We start from the raw sequence: 24,346 nt of genomic DNA, 5'->3' as shown, positions 1-24,346 counted from the left end.
CAAGCCAATGGATACTCCTGCGTTAGTCGTTAAAGCCTTCAAGGGACGTTCTAGTCATAATTTAAGGGCTGAATTTCTAGAACTAAAAAAGCTGCCGTCTTTGTGGACGAGCAGCTATTTTGTTAGTACCGCTGGTAACATTAGTAGTGAAGTGGTCAAGAAATACATAGAAGACCCACATCATTCAGCTAATTAAGAAAGAACACGGGGACTGAAGTCCCCGAGCCGTTTCCCTCTCAGGGCTGAAGCCACTGAGTTTCCCACATCCCGTATTAATTTTTATGAGAATTAAATAACTTCCACAAGTTTGTGGGATGGGCGTCCCGCCCATCCCACAATAACAATTAAAATTGTAAGTTATTTAATTCGCGATCCTTACTTCCCCGCCAACTGCCGAAACTTCTTCTTAAACTTATTCTTATACACGTAAATCGATCGCTGTAAATCTTCAACTTGCAGCGACATCTCGGCAGCCAAACCCGTGCGGTTCCAAACATCCTCCTGACACTTGCGGCGGCAAAAATTCATCGGTTCCGAGTAAACTTTAGATGTTGATAAACTTGGCTTTGGCCCGCACCAGTGAATCACAGTCGCCGACTCGCGATCGCCCGCAGGCCCGCTTGACTCAACCGGAAACCGTTTTCTCAACAAATCCTGGTCAAAATCTGGCACCAACAACTGCATATCCACATTCTGCACCCGCAGTCGATTTTCTTGTGCCGCCCGGAAAATCATAAAGTTCAAAAACCCCATTTCTCCGTACTTAAATATCCCCGGATTTGCCGCCGTAAAATCTAAAATTTCCACGTATTCTTCCAAGCTAAAAACGCCGCGTTTAGCAAAGAAAGTACCCGTGCAGAAATAGTTTGATCGCGATTCCGACCAACGAAAATTCGGAAAATGCTTCTCAACGCCCGGAATGTCAAAGAAAAATTCCGAAACATCCGCATCCGGGTAATCGTAACAAGGCTTGTCTACAATAAAATCAAACTCTTGAAAATTAGCCAATTTGAGAACATCGCCCCAGACGATCGTATCGGCATCCAAAACCATAAAATTTGACCAAGGACTTTCCCAGAAAGCAATCATTTTAGTTTTGCCCCAACCAAAACTTCTTTTTCTGAGAACTTCTTCAGAAACAGTTGTGCGGTTGATAACTCGCACCCCATAGGCTTTTTCCAAAGCACTCACAGAAAACGTACCGTCAATCAACAGACAAATCGGCACATCTCCCAGGAAATAGCGGATGCTAGCACAGCAACCCTTAGCAAACAGATAATCTTGGTCGCAGCAGGCAATAATAATACCAAAATCTTCCATAAACCCTCACTCTTTTACTAATACGAGTTACCCAAAATAATGCGACTGTAGGCAAGCTCCAAACCTTGATGTCATAAGTTATTGCCAATTATTTAATCTAAAATGGTATAACTTGCTTACCCCCAGGGTTTGGGTTTTTTGTTCTGACAGCAGCTCTATTTTCGAGTTCTGCTTTTTCGCCAGCTTAACACTAAACTCCTCCGATCGTCCGTAGGCAAAAACATCGTTAAAACCGCTAGGAATCTTGGGCATAGTTGGTCGGTCAAGCAAGTTAGCTTTCCTTGGGCCAAAAGCGGGTCAAGCACCACCAGTTGCAGTTGCACTCAAAGAATAAAAAAGTTGTGTTAAAATAGCGGGAAATTAAACCCGCCGACGGTTAGTCTCAAAAAAGGCGATCGTCCTGGCAAGTCCCAACGGCAGGGGGCATCAAAAAAACCAAATTGGTCAAGCCTGAACTTTGGTTTGGATAGGGTCAATCTACCAGCCTTTAAATCTCAGTTCCCCACTCAGGGCGGGAAAATAGCCCCTGCCGGGTCGCGAGGTTTAAAGTTAGGTTAAAAAGCTTGACATTATAGGATATAAAGCTGTATAAGGGATGCGACAAGCAGCCACAATCCTACCTATAACTGTCTGTTAAGTCTGGCGTAACGTAACCGAGGAAGGACTCTGGGCAGTTGTCAGTTAGAGGCAGATTGTGGTCGAACCCGTAGAACCAGTTGTTGATCGCCTGCAGAGCAACTCAAGCAAGTCTGGCGATCGAGAGATCAAATTAGCACGTGATGGTATAATCAACTGTAATGTAATGTGGGCTTGACCTGAATTGATGCCTGGGCGGTATAAGGGCTCAGCCCCTACGTTCAAGCAGAAGTAGACACGCCTACTGTGAATCAACAGTGAATCAACAGTTATGGATAGGTTCTATTTTGGCAGTTATTGTCAACAGGCAAGCAACCACAAAAATTAGCAGTTGGGAATTGCTGGTCGTCGAGTTGAATAGAGTGTGAAGGTGTGAGGAAAATGAACAGAACTTTTTGGAATTTACTGCTAGTATCCCCGGCAATTATGGGGCTATCATCAGTCATGAGTGCCACTGCGATCGCCGCAGAAGCGACCGCAACCCCTGAAGCCAACCAACTAGCTACAGCTCAGTCATCTGAGTCAAAAATTGCAGAAATAGTTGGAGAAATAGTTGCAGAACCAGTTGCAGCAGCCCCTGCTGCCCCAGAAAACCTGGCTTTAAACAGCAGCGTCGAAGCGGCCCAAACCCCGGTCGTTAACGAAGCAGACGCTGAAAAAATCGCCTCAATCGAACCAGAAACCAGCGCAGTAGCACTGCAAACAACACTGCAAACAACAGGGAGCGACATCGGGTTAGCAGCCCCAATCGCTCCGGCCAGCGCAGCAGCGACTGAACCCTTAGCAGCGGCAGGCGCAGCCGAATCCTCGCCCCAAGCATCAGACTTGGCAGTGCAAAGCAGCAAGACAGAAGTTGCTGGGAAAATTGAAGTGCCAGCAGTCGCCACCACCCCAGCTACTACCCCAGCTACTAAGGTAGAAATTGCTCAGACACCAGCCGCCGGAATGGGCGGCCCCATCGTCCCTGTCGCTCCCCAAGCGCTGCCGGCTCAACCGTCGGGAACCATGTCCCAGGTGACATCAGTCACTCAGCTCTCCGACGTGCGCCCGACAGATTGGGCATTCCAAGCCCTGCAATCCCTAGTCGAACGCTACAGTTGTATCGTAGGTTATCCCGACGGCACCTACCGCGGCAACCGCGCCCTGACTCGCTACGAATTTGCAGCCGGCGTCAACGCTTGCTTAGACAGCATAACCCAACTAATTGGGTCAACAGGTAACTTGGTTACCCGAGACGACTTAGCCATCCTGCAACGCCTGCAAGAAGAATTTGCAGCCGAACTCGCTACCCTGCGCGGACGAGTAGACGGCCTAGAAGCTCGCACCGCAGAACTCGAAGCCAACCAGTTCTCGACCACCACCAAATTGGCTGGAGAAGCCATTTTTGCCGTCAGCGACACATTTGGAGATGGTGTCGGCCTTGAGGACGACGAAACTGTCACCAACTTCGGCTACCGGGTGCGGTTGAACTTCAACACCAGCTTCACCGGTCGAGACTTACTCAGAACCCGCTTGCAAGCAGTCAACACCGCCCGCTACGATAGAGCCACGGCTACCGGTACCAACATGGCTCGCTTGGCCTTTGACGGCGATGATGGCAGCCAATTCACACTAGACGAACTGTACTATCGGTTCCCGGTCGGTCGCGCTACAGTCTTTGTCGGTCCTAAAGGACTTGACCTAGATGAAATTGCAGACCAGGCTTCTACCTTTGGTAACTCTACGAGTTCGGGTTCACTTTCTAGATTTGGAGTACGCAACCCGGCAGTATTCCGCGGCCCGCAGGGAGCAGGCGCAAGTGTGAGTTTCAACTTGGGCAGCCTCCGAGCTACCGCAGGCTATCTGGCGGGCGACGGCGATGCTCCCAACCCAGCAGACGGCAGGGGCGTTTTCGACGGTTCTTTCAGCGCTCTGGGTCAGATCGGCTTTTTTAGCAGACCGTTTGACTTGGGCTTGACTTACACCCGGAAATACAATCGAGCAGGCGATGTTAGCCTCATGGGCGGCGTCGGCAGTGCCTTGGCTAACCGGCCCTTCGATCAATCACCCACCGCATCAGATAACTATGGCGTGCAAGTTAACTTCAAACCCAGCAGTCGCTTTCAGATTGGCGGTTGGTACGGTTATACGAAGGCTGAACAACTGCGGGGTGGCAACAATGACGCTACCATCCAGAATGGTGCTATCACTGTGGCCCTCGGAGATTTTGCCAGACAAGGCAACGTCCTCGGCTTCGTCTTCGGTGTACCGCCAAAAGTTACCGAGAGCGATGTCGCCAGAAACCGCAACACCTCTTATCACTTAGAGGGTTTCTATCGCTTCCAAGTCAATGACTTTATTTCGGTCACACCGGGCGTTTACGTGATTCTGAATCCCGAACACAACAACAACAACGAGGATATCTGGGTCGGACTTCTCCGTACTACCTTTAGTTTCTAAGGTTCCCAGACATCTAGTTACAGCTAAAAGCGGCAGGCGACTGCCGCTTTTATTTATTGGTCATCAGGCGATTTTAGATTTTAGATTTTAGATTGTTAACAGTCAACAGTCAACAGTCAACAGTCAACAGTCAACAGTCAACAGTCATCAGTTAACAGTCAACAGTCAACAGTCAACAGTCATCAGTTAACAGTCAACAGTCAACTGTTCACAAATTATGAATTTTGGCGGCAAATCCCGAATACGGATGTGTAGCCGTGCAGAAATGTGCTACCGCCGACGGGGCCGATTTCGCCGTTGCAGAAAAAGCCGCTCAAGGGAATGTTTTTGAGGTATCGGCCGAACAGTCGGGAGTCAAAGTTCGATTCGCCGTAAAGCCCTTCACCGCGCCCCAGACAAGAGAACATTAAGGCGCCAGCGCTGGATGTACCACTGTAGTCGGCGGCCCGCTGATAGCGATTGAGCAGCATTTCTAGGTCTTCTGCGGAGGTGCGCGCGTCGCGCAGGTGAAATTGGATGCGCTGTCCGGGACGGACTCGATCGCCGATCGCAATCGCTCCCACTTTCGGATCGACTCCCAACAGATTGCGGATTAAAAAATCTCCTGGCTCTAATTTCAGCTTGAATTCATCGCTAACTAAGCCTACAAATAACGAGTGCTGAGCTAATTCTCGGTCTTCTTCGCTCAAAGTTTGAACTAACTCTCGCAAAGCCTCTAAGGGCGATCGCTCGATGCCCCCGCTGCCGGTATCGTCGGTTTGTTCTTCGAGTTTCAGCAAGATATTGCGATCTCCTTCCGTCACCCGATAAGGATGCCCGATCGGCCTGCAGCCTTGAGCGACGATCGTTTCCAAAACTATATTGCCGCTCAAAGCTACCCCAACCGTCCCTTCTCGGTAAAGCTGATAGTCGCAAAACAGCGCCGCGCCTCTGCCCGCACCGTCCCCCCCGGCGAGTCCCCCTACCTTGGCCGCGCCCGGATAGGCATAATCGAGCCCTTGCAGCAAATCGTTAATTTTTGCGGAAAAGGGGTCTGCCAAGATGATGAACTGCGGTTCTTCCTGGGCCGGCACGCCCAAGAGATCCACCCAAGTATCCGGGGGACTATCTAAGTCCGGCAGTTCTTCTGCACCGACGTGAAAAGTTCTGACGTTCACTCCCGGCAAGCGCGCCAGACTCAGGCTGACTGCGGGAGATCCCTCGACTTCTTCGGTCTGACCGCCTCGACCGGTACCGATGACCCCTCCCCCGCCGCAGCCGAGAATCGCAGGCACTGGCAGTAATTCTTCGAGTAAAGGCATCAGCCGAGAATACTCGCTGGCAAAGGCAGACGAGATAAAAATCAGCGCTAAATCGGCCGGGCCTTCTAATTCGCGATCGGCTTGTTCTATAACTTCTTTGAGCGCTGATTCCAAAGAGGGACGGGTTGATAAAGCGCTGACCCATTGCATTTGGTTTTGGGCGTACATAAGGCAAACTTCTCTATAAAACTATCTCTTACATTAGGCTAACCGGAACTGGCCACTGGGGGGACGCTATTCTTGGGCGATCGATTCCCCATCGATTGCCGTTCTTGTGTTAACATAAGTTAACATGAGTGTCCCATTAATCTGTTTAGTGTTAAATGCCGTGTTCAGCTAAATCTTAAAAGATAAAGTTCAATACAGTTTGACACACCAACCTCGTGTAATGTTTTCATCAAAAGTAAGGTCAGCTCGACCTACATTGATGCCTGTGGACTCTTCCCCCGCCGACGGGGTAGAGTAAAGCAGGAAGTAGAGACGGGCTGCGATCGCAGTTATGGATGGTTTCTATCTGGGCTGCTGCAACAGCAGCGCATCTCAAGCTATTATTAGCTGGGGTCGCTAGACCGAAACAGCAAATCCAACCCAAACTAACATCCAAAAAGAAAACCTTTCTTACTTAATAAGGTCAACGACCCAGGTCTAAAGACACTGGGCTTCTAGCCTAAGACTTAAACCACTCTTGACTAGCCTAAGACTTTAGAAGTCTACGTTTTTTGAGTTATGACACCAAGCGGCTGCTTAGCTAGTCCCTTGCTATGTCGTTAACGGTTAAACATCTTTATTTGGGTTAAGGACGTGCCGTTAGCCGAACAAGCTCACTAAACAAAGGCGCCTGCTAACATTACCTAGAAATAGGTCGGGGACAACCATATTCTCCTACACATTCATACCAACAAGCTTTATGACAACAACACCCGCAGGCAATATCCAAGAAAAAATTGAAGAAGAACTAGAAAGCGCTCGTACCGTCTGTGACCTCAAGGGCGCGGCTTCCGGGGAATGCGCGGCGGCGTGGGACGCAGTTGAAGAACTGCAAGCAGAAGCTTCCCACCAAAAGCAAGTCAAACCTAAGAATTCTTTTGCAAAATATTGCGACGACAATCCTGACGCTGCTGAGTGCCGCATCTACGAGGAATAAACGAGCCATTTAGCTCTATTCCTTCCCTCCCGCGCCGAAATCTAACTTTTGGCGCGGGAGAATTTTATTTTAGGGGTTGAGCCTTGAAATAATGGCGAGATTTGCCCTCTATCCCAATACGGTTCAAATCCGCCAGCTTCCCCCTCGCCCCCAGGGCTGTTTCATTCTCTTGTAGAGGCAGCCACGGGGCGCAGCCCCCATGTCTGAAATGCTTGTGAAATCGTCTGTGGGGGGGTAGGCATTCTTGGCACTACAAGAGTCAAAATCGCGATTTTCGTGAGAATGAAACCGCCCTGCCCCTTGGGGGACAAGAATTTGCTCTTGCGTCCCCATTGGGGGCGAGGATGGGAAGGAGAACTCTCAGGAATAAACAGTTTTAACTCAAGGCTATTGCCGTCTATCGTGTCTCAAGTACCCTTCAAAGCGCGCCAAGTACCTTAGAAAAAATAGCAGCAACTAAAACATTAAGACCGTGTTCTGGTTGCTGATTTTTTAGCATTTTTGTAGTAAAATTTGTGACAAATAAGTGAGTATATTTTCCCAAAGATGTTGAGTCTTTTATTGGCAGCCACCGGGCCTTGGTTTCAGCCACTTGTCTGGATGGATTACCGGTTGTCTGTGTTATTAACAATTTCGATCCCGCTGGTAGTGCTGATTTGGGCTGTTGTGGCAAAAGCTGAGGCGATCGTCCGTTTGTCAATTATTTATTGGCGGGTGGCGAGTTTGCTGGCAATTACACTTTACCTGATGATGGCTGCGCTGCCTGTGAGCTTTGTATCGTCGGTGATTGGGAGGGCCTTAATTCCTGCTAGTCTGTGGTTTTGGGAGGATTTAAACGAAGAAATTGCCGATCGACCGCAGTCGTCCCTGAAACTGGCTTTTACAGCTTGGCGGTGGGCGATTACTGTTTACAGCGGTTTGGGCGCACTAGCTCAACTTCCCTTCTTAAGCTGTGCTTTTAAATCTCAAATTCAGGTAATTGACGAACCTTTTTGCCGCATTTGGTTAGATCCACCTTGGCTCTATAAACAAATGTTTCACCCTACGGTAACCCCTCAATTTTTGGGATTGTTGGGTCTGATAGGTTTAGGAATCTATGTAATTTACTTGTCATACTTTGTGCTTATTAGACTAGGAAAACAGGGGAGGTCAGCTACCGGAAATTAAGTGTAGTTTAAGTTAGTATTTCCCTCCTAAATTGCAGCTAAAGTATTCCACAAAAAGCTCATAAATCCCAAATAAAAACAGCCGGGGCGCATCTAGGAAAAAATCAAACTAACAGCAGGGTGGCTGACCTGACCCGCCCAAAAACAGATACAAGCCGTGGACTCCAGTCGTGGAGATCTAAAAATTTTAGACTAAGGTTCCAGCTTCCAGATTCATCTGTCGAGAAAATCTAAAATCTAAAATCTAAAATCGACTGACAGCAATGTTATTGGGAAAGACTGTGATGGATAGCAAACAAGCCTACTTACAGTGCTTAGAAAGGCTGATTTGGGCGCTCGATCGCCTGGAAGCAAAAGTCGAACCAAGTGAACTCGCTCGGATTGCCGAACTGATTGTTCAGCCGATGATGGGGCCCTGGCGGTTTTTTCACACTCCCGAACATATTTTTGATGTGGGGGGAGATGAAGACGCGATCGAGGTTTTGGCAGCTTTATTTCACGATACCGTCTACGTGCAAGTCGATCGCAGCATTAACTTTAACGTCAGCTACTACATCACTCCTCTTGCAAAAGAGGTTAACAAACAACTACAAATTCGGGATCAATCTGAACTGCCGGCGGATGCTATCTTCGATATGGTAATGCTGGTATTCAATTTTGTACCGGGCGAAGTCCTCAATCCTTTCGCCGGACAAAACGAATTTCTCAGCGCTGTCGTAGCAGCAAAAGCTCTAAAACCATTTCTCAAACGCGAGCAATTGCTTCAAATTGCAGGCTGCATTGAAGCAACAATTCCGTTTCGCGCCGCCGAGTCGGGAGTAACGGTAAGCCAACGCCTTTATGAGCGCTTGCAAGCAGTAAATAGCCGATTTAACCTCAGTTTGACTGATGAGGAAATGGGGGAAACCGTCAAAAAAGCTGTGCGAATTTCTAACCGGGATGTGATGAGCTTTGCTCACCATAGTTCAGCCCATTTTTTGGCAAATACCTGGAATTTACTGCCGGAAACCAATCACAATCTCATCTGCTGTGGTTTTTACACGGTTCGCGACTACCGAGTTGCTTTGCTCAAGATGGAAGGTTTTCTGAATTATCTCAAGCCAGAAATAATTTTCCGGCAGTTTGAGGGATATCCAGACGATCGCACGTATCAGCGTTGGCAAACTACTGCTAAGTACAATCTCGAAATTGCGAAGCTTTATTTGGGGTGCAAACTGTCTGCTCTCGCCCTGCTAGAAGCTCTTTCTTCGGATTTGGGGATTGAGGTTTCTCTGGCGATGATGATGGGAGGAATGCCGGATCAAGCTGCTAACTGCGTGCGCCTGGAAAGCTTTTTTCCACAGATAGAAAAACCTTATCAACCTAAAATTGGTTTAGAAGCGGAAGTATTAAATTTATTAGAAAATGGGCGGGCTAAAAGCACTTCTAAAACCGATTTGGAGAACTCGCCACTGACAACGTTTGTGGTAAAAATTGTTGGCTTTGACGAAATGCGCTATCAGTGCGATCGAGCAAAGGAATTTTTTCGAGAAAATCTGGACGCCGACGACTTTATTTCCGACTTTAACCCGATAGTTACAGAAATTGTCATTGATTCAATTCTCAAGTTGTTTGACAGCCGGAAATCGACTATCTACCGATACTACGATATCACTTCTAAGTTAAAGTCCCAACCCCAGAGCAATTTTCGCGATCGCCCTTTTCGCTCAAATGGTTAACTAGCTTTAAATACAGTATTTTTGCCTCCTCTATAGAAAAAATCATTACTCAGCTTATACAAGAGTGCAGCGATTACCGTGACACGATTGATTGCCTCGCTTTCTCTACGTCAATCAGCCTATCCATCCCGACACCAACAGCCGTACAGGTAAGTAGGTAGACGGGATTAAACCGCATAACGTAACACTATGTAAACAGGTTTAAGTCAGCCAGTAGAGAGCCTTTGGAGACTTTGCCCTCGTTTCATAGGGGCGTTTTTTCGGGCCGATTTACTTATGGTGCAATACGGTTCACTTAAGATATTTATGCCCCGGAGATCCCCCTAAATCCCCCGAAAGCAAGGGGGACGCAAGAGGGCATTCTTGTCCCCCCCTTTTTAAGGGGTTAGGGGGGATCTGTCTTAAGTGAACCGTATTGACTTATGGTGTGGGGCTGGTGGCAAAGATGCTAAAAGTTGATAAAAAATGGAAATTCGCTGCTGTTTGCCTTTGACAATTACTTTGTACAAAACGGATTTGATAGCGGGCTGTCACTCATCTGAGCTACCCCAGATAAGTGTCACTATAAAAAGCGACTGTTAAAGCACTTCCCCCCACAGCTACAACTGGGGAATAGCAAGTTCAAACGACTTGCAAACCACTAATCCCCAATCAAACCATGCAAACCACAAATTCAATTTACGCTCAATTGCCTCTTTGCTCTTCACTGCCCACACTGAAACGAAATAATAGCACCACTGCCAATCAAAACGTGCGCTATCTCCAACAATCCTTAGTTAAAAAGGGATATCCCGTCGTAACTGATGGATTCTTCGGCCCCAAAAGCGAACAAGCAGTCATCAAATTTCAAAAGGAAAATAAGATTGCTGTTGATGGCATTGTCGGCCCTCAAACTTGGAGTCTATTAGGCGCTTGTTATACCGGTGAACCCGGATGTTAAATCCAAGTTAAATCTTTTCCGCATTTCTCTGCTTTCAAATAACTTGCAAACAACCAATTGAGAATCAAACCATGCAAACTACAAACGCAATTCGCACTGAATTACCTTCCTGCCGTTATTTTCCCCTACTCAAACGCAACGATGGCGCCACCCAAAATGAGGACGTTCGCTACCTTCAGCGACTCTTGAACGCCAGCGGATTTTCTTTAAATACTGATGGAGGATTCGGCCCGAAAACCCAACAAGCAGTCATCAATTTTCAAAAGCAACAACAAATCGTTGCTGATGGCATTGTCGGCCCTAAAACTTGGAATAAATTGGGCGTTTGTACAACTATATTTTAAAGTTTGTGCAACCATCTGTTAAAGAGAGTAGGGCGTGCAGTGTGCGCCCTATTTCTCCGTCGAAGTTTCCACCCCACACCACCCATCCGGCGCTCCGTACATTCGATACTTGCGAGCTCGTTTGAAATACAGCATTGCTACGCGATCGTCAGGATTGATTTGTAAAATATTCTCAAATACTTTTTGGGCGGCAACAAACTTTTGCTGGTAATAAAAATTGAGAGCTTCTTGAAAAATTTCCGCAGTTTGCTGCTTGAGTACAATGCTCTTCTCTGTTTCTGTATCATAAATTTCAAACACCGACACAGCATTGGTTTTTCCTTTCACCGCTACGCGATCGACAAATCTGTACTTATATTTTTCAGGCTCCTCCAGGCGATCGATAATTGCACCGCTAACTAGAATTCTTGCGCCGTAAACCTTAGTCAATCCTTCCAAACGAGATGCGAGATTCACCGCATCAGCAATCACCGTACTTTCCATCCGTTCTCGCTCGCCAATTGTACCCAGCATCAAATTTCCCGCGTGCAAACCGACGCCGATCGCGATCGGAAACAAGCCCTTTTGTTCGCGCTCCTGGTTAAAAATATTCACTTCTTCTTGCATATCAATTGCTGCTCGTACACCATCATCAGGAGATGTAGAAAACAAAGCCATGACTGCATCTCCAATATATTTGTCAATAAACCCATTATTTTTCCTAATTGCAGGGCTAACTTTTCCCAAATAAGTATTAATAAATGCAAAATTTTCTGGCGGTGTCATCTGTTCTGAAAGCGACGTAAACGAGCGAATATCAGCAAACAGCACTGTCATATCCCTTTCCTGATTGTCGCCTAATTTTACTTCAATAATACTCGGTTTTTCCAGCAAACTCAAAAAATCGTGCGGCACAAACCTGCCGTAAGCTGCATTCAGTTTTGCCAAACGAATTTGCGTGTTAATTCTCGCCAACAACTCCTTTTTGATAAAAGGTTTAGTTACATAATCATTGGCTTCTAAGTTAAAAGCTTCTACCAAGTCGGTAGTTTGATTTTTTGCCGTCAGCATCAGAATCGGCATTTCTAAAGGCGAGTATTTTTGACGAACTTCTCTGCACACTTCATAACCAGTCATCTGGGGCATCATTACGTCCAGTAAAATTAAGTCTGGCTTAAATCCTGATGCAATCAGATTTAAAGCTTCTAAGCCATTGCTCGCTTGAGTTATGGCGTAGTTTTCTAAAGAAAGATTATTAGTGATTACCTGAATATTAATCGGTTCATCATCGACTACCAAAATTTTTATTTTTTGACTTTCTGGCAAGTCGCTATTGGCTGATAACCCAGAATTTATGATAGATGATTGTTCGGCTAATTCAGGAGTTGTTAAAATGCGAGATTCCTGGCTTAAACGCGGGTGTATGCTGCTCAATTCCGGCTGACTTTCAGATACTGGCAAAGTAAAAGTGAATAGGGAACCCGCGCCTACAGTTGAAGATACGCAAATTTTACCTCCGTGCAATTCTACTAATTGCTTGGCCACAGCTAATCCTAAACCCGTGCCACCATATTCTCTAGCAGTGGAACCGTCAGCTTGTTCAAAGGATTCAAAAATTCGCTCTAATTTATCTTCGGGGATGCCAATGCCGGTGTCGGATACAGTAATGGCTAATTGCGAATTAAGCGGCGATTGTTCGTTGCCATTTACTAATTCTGCTGAGATTTCAACTGTGCCTTTTTCGGTAAATTTAATCGCATTGCCGATTAAGTTGTAAAGGATTTGCTCTAACCGATTTTCGTCGGCTGCTATGGGCGGCAATTCGGGAGCGACTGAGTTAATTAACTGTATGTTTTTTTGATTTGCTAAGGGCTGAGACAAGGTGAGGATTACAGAGACTATTTCTCTGACACCAACGGACTTAATTTGCAGTTCTATAGTTTTGTGTTTAAGTTGAGAAAAATCTAGAATATCGTTAATTAAGGTAGACAATCTTTTTCCCGAAGCTGCAATCAAACCTAAGTTAAAATTTGTTGAATCTGGCAGTTGTCCGGTAGCACCGTCTATTAAAGATTCTGCAATCCCAATAATGCCGTTGAGTGGAGTGCGGAGTTCGTGGGAAGTATTTGCTAAGAATTCGTCTTTCAGTTTGTCCAGTCGCTCTAATTCGCTATTTTTAGTTTCTAAGGCTGTAAAGGATGCTTGCATTTGTGCTGCCATGCTGTTAAAAGCAGCGGCAAGTATGCCTAATTCGTCGGAACGATCGAGCTTGACAGTTTTGTCAAATTGTCCTTCAGACAAAGCTATTGCTGCATCTTTTAATTTTAAAATTGGTTTGGTAATCCAGCGAGAAGTGATAAGTCCTAGCACAGTAGCCATCACTAATGCGGCCAGACATAGCAATATTGTAGTTCTGTTGCCGGCATGAATTTGTTCCATAAAATCGGCTTCGGGAACTACGACGACAATCAGCCAATCTAAACTTTTGCCGTCTTGAAATGGTAGGACTTTTAAAAATTGCTGTTTGCCGTTTATTTCAAAACTTAGTTGCTGCGATTTGGTGATTTGGCGCAAGTTTTGAAAGTGATTTTCTAAATATTTAGCTGTATTGTGCGTTACGGGATCGCTGCTTTCTGTGACTTTAAACAGTTCTTTTTTACCGTTTTGGGTGCGGAAAGGTTTTTCCGGTGTGGAAGTTGCCAGCAGCGTACCGTTTCTTTCGATAATAAAAGTTTGACCGGATTTGCCTATTTTGAGGCTGTTTAAAAATTGACCGATACTGTCGAGACGCAAAGCAGCAATTAATACTCCTTCTAGCTGTTTCTGGCTGTTATAAACTGGTTGCAAAGCGCTGAGAATCAATGTGGGTTCTACGAAGGATATATAAACTGAACTCCAAGTTGGTTTGGCTGTTAGAGCCGCATAGCTGTAGGAAGGATGCTGTCGGATGTCGAAGTTTTTGACGGTGGCTGCTACTGTCGTGCGATCGCCCGAATCATTAGTATTGTAGGAATAAAAATCAAAATTTGTAGCAGGGCCCGAGGCGTTAATCAATAAAGTTCCATCCGATGTCTTTTCGCCAGTGCGGTATTCTCCATCTTGATTGGCGATCGACGTAAAATTAATATAAGGATATAACTGCACTTGCCGCCACAGATACTTTTCCCAAGCTGACAAATCTTTCATGTTCACAAAACCCAGTTTCACTGCATCCAGCTTGCTTTGATTGATTTGGTGCGGAGTTTGCAGATAAGTTTTCAAATTTTGCTCAATGCGATTGCTCACCTCCCCCATCAACTGATCGGCAAGGTCATTCACTGCTCTTTGAGAGTTTTTAAATGATAAATATCCTACAATTCCCACCGCTGCAAATACTTGCAAAACAAACGGAACTACGAGCACAGTTTGGAGCGTCGATTTTCCTGAAATTTTGGTAATTAAGCGCTTCAAAGAAAGAATTGACATAAGATTAATTTAGCTTGAAAGACACAGTTGATACTCGGATCGAAGCTGCACCGCTTTTATAGAAATCATCAGTCATTAGTCATTAGTCATCAGTCATCAGTCATCAAGAAGAAGGAAGAAGAAAGACGCAATAAAAGCTTATGTTTTAGCAATTAAGGAATCAAAATTTAATAACTTAAGCGATTGACTCGTTTTACTCGTTACCAGGCTCTGCCTGGTAATGCAGATCCGGAGGCTCTGCCTCTCTTTTCCTTGCCGCTTCTGGAAACAGAGGAGTGTGGGAGAGGTTTAATTTATTAAATTTTCGTTCTTAAGAACGTCATCACCTTCGGGCGCGGTTTCTATAAGTATTGTAAACCTTTTTATAGTTGAACAAAACTCACCCAACTAAAGCCTGATTCTCGGTTTCTTCCCGAATCGCTCTCAAACCTGAGATTTGTCAGCACAACCGGGTTTCTATCTCGCACAGCTTTCGGCAGTATATGCGAGTTTGAAGTCACAGCAGCGCGATCGACGGCGTATCTTCCCAGAAAACTCCTTATTTTGAGCCATCCGACTTCGACCTGAATCTATTATGACTGATACCCGAGCCAAAAAAACCGGATAAACAGGTAAAAATTTATGCCATCAGCTTGATGTTACTTTTACTATTTTTCATCCAAAACTTCTATCCCCGACCATCCATCTGCCACTCCATACATTCGATTCTTTAGAGAGCGCTGGCAGTAAATTGCTGCTAACTTATCTTGAGAATTTATTTCGCAAATCTTACTGAATAATTTTTGCGCTTCAGTAAAATTTTGCTCGAAATAAAGATCTAGACCTTTTTGAAATTCAGCAGCAGTTTCCTGTTTTAGTTCAATGCTTTGTTCTGTTTCTGCATCATAAATTTCAAACACCGACACGCCGGATTTTTGGCCTTTTACTGTAACTCGATCGACAAATCGGCACATATATTTCTCTCGATCGCCCAAACGCTCTAGAATTGAGTCACTAACTAGAATTTCCGCCCCGTAAACAGTTATTTATTAGCTCTAAGTTGCAACTTGCCAGAGCTGAACTCAAGCAAAAAGCTAGCATAAATAGCAGCGTCTATCCCCAAGCAAAACGCCGTTTAATAAAATTTTGACTGGAAAACGATAATTTAAACCTAGTCTTTCTGTGGCTCATAAAATATCGGACAAGTAGGTTAGGCAGGAGTAAAATTTTTCGGAGGTTTTTTACACAATTAATTTATATTATGTCTGGTTACTTCCTGCTGTTAAAAAATGTCGAATTAAAAATAAAAAATTAGCTGTCTGTCCCTAAAATTAGCCAAAAAATTAAGCTATATTATAGCAGATTTCAGGAAAGTGAGATTTGCTATGGCTGACTCTATTGCTCGTCGCTTGGAACAATACACGATCGCCCGATCGCACGAAGTTTTAATCGTCAAGGCCCAAATTGACGGCGAATTCGACGAAATTGCTATTTTTAAAGGCTTTTCTAGCTCCCTGGTGCGATCGACCGCTTTCGATCCAGAGGTTCCAGTTTTGCCGCCTGGAGCAAAAATTGTCAGTGTCGATCGGCTCCAGAGCCCCTACAACCCAAATAACCCCCGCTATCTTCAGCAGGGGTTATCTTGGGAAACAATGCAATCGCTACTGTCCGAAGTGGGAGTTTAGCAAAACTGTAGGGACACAACATTGTTCATTAGTGTCAACTTAACGTCAAACGTAATACCGGTCTGCTGTTTGACTATTAGGGTTCGATCCCCCCTAGCCCCCCTTAAGAAGGGGGGGACAAGACTCCGATCAAAGTCCCCCTTCTTAAGGGGGATTTAGGGGGATCTGGACTCAGGTAAAAACGAGATTTCTCAAGGCTTTCAGGCGATTGTTGACACCAATGAACATTGTTGTGTCCCTACTACAAAAGCCGTGTCCCTACCCTTAGCGCTAAAGCGTGCCGCCGGCAGCTTGGAAACGAGCTCTCGCGCGTTTGATTGCTTGCTTGGCTTGAATTTGCTCTTGCAAAGTGCCGCTACCGGACTTTTCCAAACGAGCTTCTGCTTCAGTGTAAGCAGCGCGAGCAGCTTCTTTATCAATGGTTTCGCCTTTTTCAGCGCCGTTGACAAGAATAGTAACTTTGTTTTCTTGGATTTCTGCAAAGCCGCCCATCAGAGCGATCGCCACCCATTCCTTACCGGGACGGACGCGCATCACTCCGGTATCCAAAGCCGTCAACATCGGAGCGTGACCGCTTAAAATACCTAATTGGCCTGTGGTGCTCGGCAGAATTACTTCTTCAGCATTAGAATCCCAAACTGTTTTGTCTGGGGCAACTACGCGCACAGTTAATGTCATAAATTGTCAGTTGTCAGTTGTCAGTTGGCAGTTGTCAGTTGGCAGTTGTCAGTTGGCAGTCGTCAGTTGGCAGTTGTCACTGGTTATTAGTTATTAGTTATTGGTTATTAGTAAAAATCAACAACTAACAAATAACAACTAACAATGAACTACTGACTACTACCAACTGACTACTAACTACTGACTAATGACTAAAATTACTTAGCGTCAGCCTTCATTTTTTCAGCTTTGGCGATCGCCTCGTTGATATCGCCAACCAAATAGAAAGCTTGTTCCGGTAACTCATCAAGTTCGCCACCCAAAATCATTTGGAAGCCCTTAATGGTATCAGCCAGCTTGACGTACTTGCCGGGGGAACCGGTGAACACTTCCGCCACAAAGAACGGTTGAGACAAGAAACGTTCAATTTTGCGAGCACGAGAAACGGTCAAGCGGTCATCTTCAGACAGCTCGTCCAAACCCAAAATCGCAATAATATCTTGCAATTCCTTGTAGCGTTGCAAAATAGACTGCACCTGACGCGCCACACCATAGTGTTCTTCGCCTACAATGCTAACTTGCAACATTGTGGAGGTAGACTCCAGCGGATCAACAGCCGGATAAATACCCTTCGCAGCCAAACCACGAGACAACAAAGTTGTAGCGTCCAAGTGAGCAAAAGTCGTAGCCGGCGCTGGATCAGTGAAGTCATCCGCAGGTACGTACACAGCTTGAACCGAAGTAATCGAACCTTCGGTAGTCGAAGTAATCCGTTCTTGCAAGTCGCCCATGTCTGTACCGAGAGTCGGCTGATATCCCACAGCCGAAGGCATCCGACCCAACAGAGCGGATACTTCAGAACCAGCTTGTACGAACCGGAAGATGTTGTCAATGAACAAGAGTACGTCTTGCTTGCTGACATCGCGGAAGTATTCGGCCATCGCTAGAGCCGACAGGCCCACGCGCATCCGAGCACCAGGTGGCTCGTTCATTTGACCGTATACTAGGGCAATTTTCGACTTGCTGCGGTCTTTTTCGTCAATAACCCCAGACTCGATCATTTCCTTGTAAAGGTCATTACCTTCACGGGTGCGCTCGCCCACACCACCGAACACGGACACGCCGCCGTGAGCCTTAGCGATGTTGTTCACGAGTTCCATCATAATCACGGTTTTGCCGACGCCTGCGCCGCCGAACAAACCGATTTTGCCACCGCGACGGTAGGGAGCCAGGAGGTCTATGACCTTGATCCCTGTTTCAAACACCGAAGGCTTGGTTTCTAGTTCGGTGAAAGCCGGCGGCTGGCGGTGGATGGGCATACTTTCGGAAGTATCGACCGGGCCGAGGTTGTCTACGGGTTCGCCGATGACGTTAAAAATACGGCCGAGAGTCGGGATTCCGACGGGAACTTGGATCGCTTTCCCGGTATCTACTACTTCCATACCGCGCATTAAGCCGTCGGTTGTACTCATGGAAACTGCACGCACTTGGCTGTCTCCGAGCAGTTGCTGAACTTCGCAGGTAACAGAAATGTCTTGACCTGCTTCGTTTTTGCCGGCGATCGTAATAGCGTTATAGATTTGGGGCAGTTTGCCGCCTGGGAATTTTACGTCTACAACCGGCCCGATGATTTGGGTGATGTAGCCTACGTTCGTTTTTGTTGCGGTGGATACCATGAATAGTGCCTTTGTTAGGATTCTATTTTTCCCGTTGTGGAAAAAGTCTTAACATTTAGAAATGCTATTTCTCACAGTACCACTGAACAGACTCACTATTTAGATTTGCATGAGCTGGTTAAAAGTCATTTTTCTGGTTGCTGCTGTCGCTTTTTTTTCCCGCGAGCCGCAGCCAAAGCCCCGATCCCCAGCATAGTGCCGAACACCGTGACTGGTTCGGGAGCTACCTCGGCTGAAACGATGAAGTCTTGGAAGTCAGCGTCGTTATTTCCTCCGGCATCGTCGAAGGAGATTTTTGTGCCCTGAGCCAGTTGGGCCAATGTCAGCAATGAATATTGCTCTGGGCCTTTACCGCCGTTGATGTTGGTAAATGAGTCCCTGGAGTTGTAGTCGAGCTTAAAGTCGCCAAATACCGCTTGCTGACAGCCCGTCACCACACAGTCATCTCTCCGAAACTGGGTGTTGGCGGCAAACCATGTGGGGCTGTTCATCAAGGTGCTACTGGAGGCGTACTGCTCGAATTGTTGGCCGGTGCCGCTGTCGCTCCACAGCAGCAGGGCATAAATTTGATTTCCCAAAAATTTGAAGGTTTGGGTGATGGAGCCGTTGTCAGATGTGACAGCGTTGCCGAAGCTTCCCTTTGATTCATCGGCTGCGCCGTTATCTGAGGGTTGAAGCTCGTAAAACAGTCTGGCGATGTTGCTGTACCCTGTGTTTCCTGACTGAGCTTGGGCTACCCACAAGCTGGACTGGTAACTGCCGTGTGATTCGTCGAAGGTAAAGTTTATGCTGGTATCTTCATCGAATTGGATGCCCTTTGTGCCAAACATGAAAGCTTGGACGGGCGTGCAGATGCTGAGCAAGATTGTGGTTGCCAAGCTGGCGATCGTAAAAGATGTTTTTTTGACTAGCGTTAAAGTAGTCATAACCCTGATTCCTCCAGTATTGTTAGGTAGTAAGGCGCAAAATGCCATGTTGCCGTGACGCGAATCGACGATCGCGAGCCTGATATATTTAGGACGATCGTCAAACCTAAAGAAGAGGCTCCACACCAGTGAATCTACATACAGATCTCACTTAAGGGTGTTTTGGAGTAAATGAGTGCTTCTTCTAAGAGTTTTCACTGACACCAGATTGGCACAGTTTAATCTGTAACAGCAAGATTTTCATCCTGCCTAGACTTCCAACCTACTACATTTACTTCGTTTTAGTAACTGTCTAAAGTTGAGTGCAAGACTTGCAAATATTGGCTTTCATCAAAAATACATAAAATTTTTACTCGAGCTTTATGAAGTTTTGGTAAAGTTCATCCAGAAAATATAAAGTTTTTGAGAGCACGTCGGCTGTTCAGTCAGTTGTTCATGAAAGCGGGCTACAAGCTGCGCGCCCGATGCAGAAAGAAGTGGCGGCGATCGCGAGTAGAGATTTGAGCCAGTTTTTTGCCACTGGAAGCAAGCGGGAGAACAGACATCGATATTTACGTAATTTTGACTAATATTCCCAGTTTTTTAAACCCCTAACCCTCGCGTTACGCGCCATATTTTCCCCAACATTCCCGAACGCATCAACCCTGTTTTTTAAGGTAATTGCGTCAGGGAAGCAGTGCAAGTCAAAACAAGAAACCAAATTTCATTGCCCACGACTAAGTGCTAGTAAAAAAAACTGTTTCTACGTAAATCATAGTAATTAAATACATACATTTCCTTTTCCATTCCTAATTATGCGGCAAGCAAAAATAGGCTGCTCCTATTGACATGAGGAATTTTTATGAGTAAAAATAGGATAAATAAATACGATCGCACTTTAAGCCAAATTTTTCAGCATAATGACAACCAACAGATTACATTTACTCGGATGGTTATTCATCGTTGGCTGGCTGAGTGCAGCGGCGGCCCCGGCCAACGCGCAACCCATCGCCCCGGCAGCGGACGGCACTAACACAGTTGTTACTCCCAACGGCAACCGCTACGACATTTCCGGGGGGTCTTTCAGCGGAGATAAGGCTAATCTTTTTCACAGTTTTACTCAGTTCGGCCTCAGCGAAGGTCAAACTGCTAACTTTCTGACTAATCCGAATATTCAAAATATTTTGGGAAGGATTACTGGGGGTAATCCTTCTTTAATAAATGGCTTAATTCAAGTCACAGGCGGCAATTCCAATTTATTTTTGATGAATCCTGCTGGCCTAATTTTCGGGCCGAATGCCAGTCTTAACGTGCCTGGATCTTTTAATGCTAGTACGGCGACAGGGATTGGTTTTGGGAACAATCAGTGGTTTAGTGCGATCGGCAATAATAATTGGGCAACATTAATCGGGACGCCGAACAGTTTTGCGTTTACAAATTTGCCAGGGGGAAGCATAATTAATGCAGGCAATCTGACGGTGACACCAGGCAAAAGTTTAAGTTTGATCGGCGGTACTGTTGTCAACACTGGTCAGGTAACTGCGCCTAGCGGCAATATTCTGATCAGTGCCGTACCTGGTAACAATTTGGTGCGAATTAGTCAAGCTGGAAATTTATTGAGCTTGGATATTCAGCCGACAGCAAATCAAACTTCGCTGCCGAACAATTGGACGCAGCCAGTGTTATCTTTGCCGGAGTTGCTGACTGGACAAGGTGTGGCACAGGCAACGGGTTTGACGGTAAATCCTAATGGCGAACTTGTGTTGACGGGGAATGTTGCAGTGCCTGTAACTGCGGGAACTGCGATCGCATCCGGCACTCTCAATGTCTCTGGCAACACTGGCGGTACTGTAAATATTTTAGGCGACAAAGTAGGAGTTATTGCGGGCAATATCGATGCTTCTGGGATTAACGGCGGTGGCAATGTACTGATTGGCGGAGATTATCAGGGTTTGGGGACTGTGCCCAATGCTCTAAGAACTTTTATAAGTAATAATTCTACCATTAATGTGGATGGAGTGAGTAATGGCAATGGCGGTCGCGTGATTGTTTGGGCCGATGATGTTACTCGTTTTTATGGAAATATTAGCGCTCGTGGTGGGGTATTTTCTGGTAATGGTGGGTTTGTAGAAGTATCTGGTTATAATGTTTTAGACTTTCAGGGAAACGTTAATACTTTAGCTCCCAATGGCACTCCGGGATTATTATTACTTGACCCCACTGATATTACTATTATAACTGTTCCTGGTTCATTTACTGCTCTCACTCAAGTCGATCAATTTGCTGATCCTGATAATGCACCTAATACAATTGATGTTAATCTCATTAATGTTTCTGCTACTAATGTTGCTTTACAAGCAACTGGTAATATTACTTTCAATGCTCCTGTTGGCATCATAACTCCGGGAGTAGGACTGACTGCAAAAGCAAATAATGACATCATTGTTAATCAGAATATCATCACCAATGGAGGTAGTATCACCCTTAATGCTGATGCAGACAATTCAAATATTGGTGGTATTATTATCGATAATGCCACGAGTGTCACGATTAATACTAATGGTGGCGATTTTTCAGCTATTGCCAATGGACAGGCTGGGGGAGGTGGTATAGCGATTCGGAATACTACACTTAATGTAGGAAATGGAAATATTAACTTAAATGGAACGGCGGATATTGGGAATGGAATTTCTATTGACAACTCCCTCCTAACTTCAGTGCAAGGAAATATTAATTTTACTGGAAATGGTACATTTGTTTCCGGTACTGGAGTTCAAATTAATGGTTCTACTGTGAGTTCGGCGCAGGGAAATATCAGTATAATAGGTACTACTGTTATTACTCCAAATAATGGTATTTCCTTAAGCTCCGGTAGTTTAATTAGTACAAATGGTGGTGGTTCGATAAACTTAATAAGTCCCAATGGGAATATTAATACAAGTGCAGGAAATATTAGTACAAACTTTACAGGAGGCGGGGGAGCGATCGCGATTTCAACTACTGGTGGTGGTGACATTACTACTGGTAATCTCTCTTCCTTTTCTACAGGTGTAGCTGCAGGAGGTAATATCACACTCTCTGTTACTGGAGGTACAGGTTACATTGACACTATTGCTGGAATTTTGAGGGCCAATTCTACTTTCGGAAATGGAGGCGCGATCGCACTTTCTACTACTGGTGGTAACATTACTACTAAAACACTTGCTTCGTTTTCTCTGGGTGCAGGTACGGGAGGAGATATCACCCTTGCAGTGACTGGAGGTACGGGTGCGATCGACACCACTGCTGGAACAAATCTGGATTCCCAATCCAATTCAGGAAACGGAGGAGCGATCTCCCTCTCAACTGCTGGTGGTAACATTACTACTAACAAACTTATTTCGTTTTCCCTGGGTGCAGGTACGGGAGGGGATATTACCCTCTCTGTCACCGGAGGAACAGGTTCTATCGACACCACTGCTAATTTTCTGCAATCGAGTTCCACTACAGGAAACGGAGGAGCCATCGCCCTCTCAACTGCTGGGGGTAACATTACCACTGGAAATCTGGGTTCCAATCCCATAGGTGCAGGTACGGGGGGGGATATCACCCTCTCTGTCACTGGAGGTACGGGTGCGATCGACATCAGTGCTGGATTTTTGGATTCCTCTTCTAAGGTAGGAAATGGAGGAGCGATCACCCTCTCAACTGCTGGCGGTAACATTTCCGCAGGTAATGTAAAGTCTTATTCGTCAGCTCCAGTAGGTAATGGAGGAAACATCACCTTCTCTGTGACCGGAGGAACAGGTGCGATCAACACTACTGCCGGACTGGTAGATGCCACTTCCACTTCGGGAAATGGGGGAGCGATCGCCATTTCAACTGCTAATGGTAACATTACTAATGGCGATCTGATTACCGGTTCCTCCGGTGTAGGTAATGGAGGGAACATTACCCTTTCTGTCACCGGAGTAACAGGCGCGATCAACACTACAGCCGGACTGGTAGATGCCACTTCCAGTTCAGGAAATGGAGGCGCGATCGCCTTCTTAACTGGTGGTGGTAACATTACCTCTGGAGCCACAAATTCCTTTTCATCAGGTACAGGCACGGGAGGAAATATTACCCTATCTGTCACTGGAGGAACAGGCGCAATTAACACCACTGGTGGAAATGTGTATTCCTCTTCCATTTCAGGAAATGGAGGGCCGATTGCCTTAACTGCGCCAGGGGGAATTACAACAGGCTTTCTTGAGTCTAATACCACTTCAACTTCTAGCAGCAGCACCGCTGGCCTGATCACCTTCAATCCTGGTACAAACAATACGACAATTAGCGGCGATATTGATGCCTCAGCCACCGCAGGTAGCGGTGGCAATATTACTTTCCCATCACCCGTTATCCTCACTCAATCAACTATTACCCTGACAACATCAGGAACTACCAGCAGCGGCAACCTTACCTTTAATAGCACCCTCAACGGCACTACAGCAAACACTGAAAGTTTATTAATAAATGCAGGTGCAGGTAACGTCACATTTACAGGCGCGATCGGTAGTATTACACCATTACAAAACATCAACGCCAACAGTACAGCAACCACTACATTTAATGCCGTCAATGCTGCCAGTGTCACCACCAACACTGGCGGTACAACTCAACTCAATAGCAATGTCACAACTACTGGTGCTCAAACTTATAACGATGCCGTCACCATTGCCAATAATCCAATCTTAACTGGGAATGGCATTACCTTTAATTCCACCTTAGATGGTAACAGCGATATTACTGCCAATGCTGGTGCATCAAATCTAACATTTACGGGTCCAGTAGGCGGCACAACTGCATTAGGAAACATCAACGCCAACAGTACAGCAACCACTACATTTAATGCCGTCAATGCTGCCAGTGTCACCACCAACGCTGGCGGCACAACTGAACTAAAAGGCAATGTCGCTACAATCGGCAGTCAAACTTATGGAGATGCTGTCACAATTGCCACTAATCCGATTA

The 24,346-nt window shown here is 45.9% G+C and carries 16 protein-coding genes; 9 read left to right on the top strand and 7 right to left on the bottom strand.

All coding sequences use genetic code 11. The features are described from left to right. Positions 1-196 (top strand): IS200/IS605 family transposase (gene tnpA, locus QUA58_RS24370; protein ID WP_333396456.1); only part of this gene is annotated, 196 nt, incomplete at its 5' end. A 179-nt stretch (positions 197-375) separates the two neighbouring features. Here tnpA and QUA58_RS24365 read toward each other — a convergent pair. Continuing rightward, positions 376-1,320, bottom strand: a complete 945-nt coding sequence (locus tag QUA58_RS24365) for a hypothetical protein (RefSeq protein ID WP_333396454.1) — start codon at positions 1,318-1,320, stop codon at positions 376-378. 1,017 nt (positions 1,321-2,337) lie between these two features. On the opposite strand from QUA58_RS24365, the gene QUA58_RS24360 reads away from it, so the two are divergent. Then, positions 2,338-4,395, top strand: a complete 2,058-nt coding sequence (locus QUA58_RS24360; protein WP_333396451.1) for an iron uptake porin — start codon at positions 2,338-2,340, stop codon at positions 4,393-4,395. Between the two features lie 215 nt (positions 4,396-4,610). Here the strand turns inward: QUA58_RS24360 and QUA58_RS24355 are convergent, their stop codons facing one another. Next, the gene (locus QUA58_RS24355; protein WP_333255456.1) at positions 4,611-5,864 is read right to left on the bottom strand and encodes an FIST N-terminal domain-containing protein; all 1,254 of its coding nucleotides are present in this window, start codon (positions 5,862-5,864) and stop codon (positions 4,611-4,613) included. A gap of 739 nt (positions 5,865-6,603) precedes the next feature. On the opposite strand from QUA58_RS24355, the gene QUA58_RS24350 reads away from it, so the two are divergent. The 5 genes from QUA58_RS24350 to QUA58_RS24330 all read left to right on the top strand — a co-directional run bounded on the left by QUA58_RS24350 (position 6,604) and on the right by QUA58_RS24330 (position 11,008). Continuing rightward, the gene (locus QUA58_RS24350; RefSeq protein ID WP_333255458.1) at positions 6,604-6,840 is read left to right on the top strand and encodes a Calvin cycle protein CP12; all 237 of its coding nucleotides are present in this window, start codon (positions 6,604-6,606) and stop codon (positions 6,838-6,840) included. Between the two features lie 546 nt (positions 6,841-7,386). Beyond that, positions 7,387-8,007 carry a DUF3177 family protein gene (locus QUA58_RS24345; RefSeq protein WP_333255460.1) on the top strand — a complete coding sequence of 207 codons (621 nt, stop codon included), beginning with the start codon at positions 7,387-7,389 and terminating at the stop codon, positions 8,005-8,007. A gap of 262 nt (positions 8,008-8,269) precedes the next feature. After that, on the top strand, positions 8,270-9,724 hold the full coding sequence (locus QUA58_RS24340) for a hypothetical protein (protein WP_333396449.1): 1,455 nt from the start codon (positions 8,270-8,272) through the stop codon (positions 9,722-9,724). 658 nt (positions 9,725-10,382) lie between these two features. Then, the gene (locus QUA58_RS24335; RefSeq protein ID WP_333255464.1) at positions 10,383-10,664 is read left to right on the top strand and encodes a peptidoglycan-binding domain-containing protein; all 282 of its coding nucleotides are present in this window, start codon (positions 10,383-10,385) and stop codon (positions 10,662-10,664) included. Positions 10,665-10,735: 71 nt separating this feature from the next. Beyond that, positions 10,736-11,008, top strand: coding sequence for a peptidoglycan-binding domain-containing protein (locus QUA58_RS24330; protein ID WP_333255466.1), 273 nt, complete (start codon positions 10,736-10,738; stop codon positions 11,006-11,008). A gap of 48 nt (positions 11,009-11,056) precedes the next feature. Here the strand turns inward: QUA58_RS24330 and QUA58_RS24325 are convergent, their stop codons facing one another. Further along, a complete protein-coding gene (locus tag QUA58_RS24325) occupies positions 11,057-14,452 on the bottom strand; it encodes an ATP-binding protein (RefSeq protein WP_333396446.1) in 3,396 nt (1,131 codons plus the stop codon). Between the two features lie 647 nt (positions 14,453-15,099). Next, positions 15,100-15,405 (bottom strand): hypothetical protein, encoded by a 306-nt coding sequence (locus QUA58_RS24320; protein WP_333396445.1) that lies wholly within the window; start codon positions 15,403-15,405, stop codon positions 15,100-15,102. 411 nt (positions 15,406-15,816) lie between these two features. On the opposite strand from QUA58_RS24320, the gene QUA58_RS24315 reads away from it, so the two are divergent. Continuing rightward, positions 15,817-16,116 carry a DUF7734 family protein gene (locus QUA58_RS24315; RefSeq protein ID WP_333255472.1) on the top strand — a complete coding sequence of 100 codons (300 nt, stop codon included), beginning with the start codon at positions 15,817-15,819 and terminating at the stop codon, positions 16,114-16,116. Between the two features lie 270 nt (positions 16,117-16,386). Here QUA58_RS24315 and atpC read toward each other — a convergent pair whose 3' ends face one another. From atpC to QUA58_RS24300, 3 genes are all read right to left on the bottom strand, one after another. Further along, a complete protein-coding gene (gene atpC / locus QUA58_RS24310; protein WP_333255475.1) occupies positions 16,387-16,794 on the bottom strand; it encodes an ATP synthase F1 subunit epsilon in 408 nt (135 codons plus the stop codon). A 197-nt stretch (positions 16,795-16,991) separates the two neighbouring features. Next, positions 16,992-18,449, bottom strand: a complete 1,458-nt coding sequence (atpD, locus tag QUA58_RS24305) for a F0F1 ATP synthase subunit beta (RefSeq protein ID WP_106149425.1) — start codon at positions 18,447-18,449, stop codon at positions 16,992-16,994. Positions 18,450-18,574: 125 nt separating this feature from the next. After that, positions 18,575-19,375, bottom strand: a complete 801-nt coding sequence (locus tag QUA58_RS24300; RefSeq protein WP_333255477.1) for a PEP-CTERM sorting domain-containing protein — start codon at positions 19,373-19,375, stop codon at positions 18,575-18,577. Positions 19,376-20,274: 899 nt separating this feature from the next. Here QUA58_RS24300 and QUA58_RS24295 point away from each other — a divergent pair. Further along, on the top strand, positions 20,275-24,346 hold a 4,072-nt coding region (locus tag QUA58_RS24295; protein WP_333396443.1), incomplete at its 3' end, for a two-partner secretion domain-containing protein.

The sequence above is a fragment of the Microcoleus sp. N9_A1 genome, assembly GCF_036701795.1.
Taxonomy (GTDB): Bacteria; Cyanobacteriota; Cyanobacteriia; order Cyanobacteriales; family Microcoleaceae; genus Microcoleus.
This window is presented reverse-complemented; position numbering and strand designations above follow the sequence as displayed.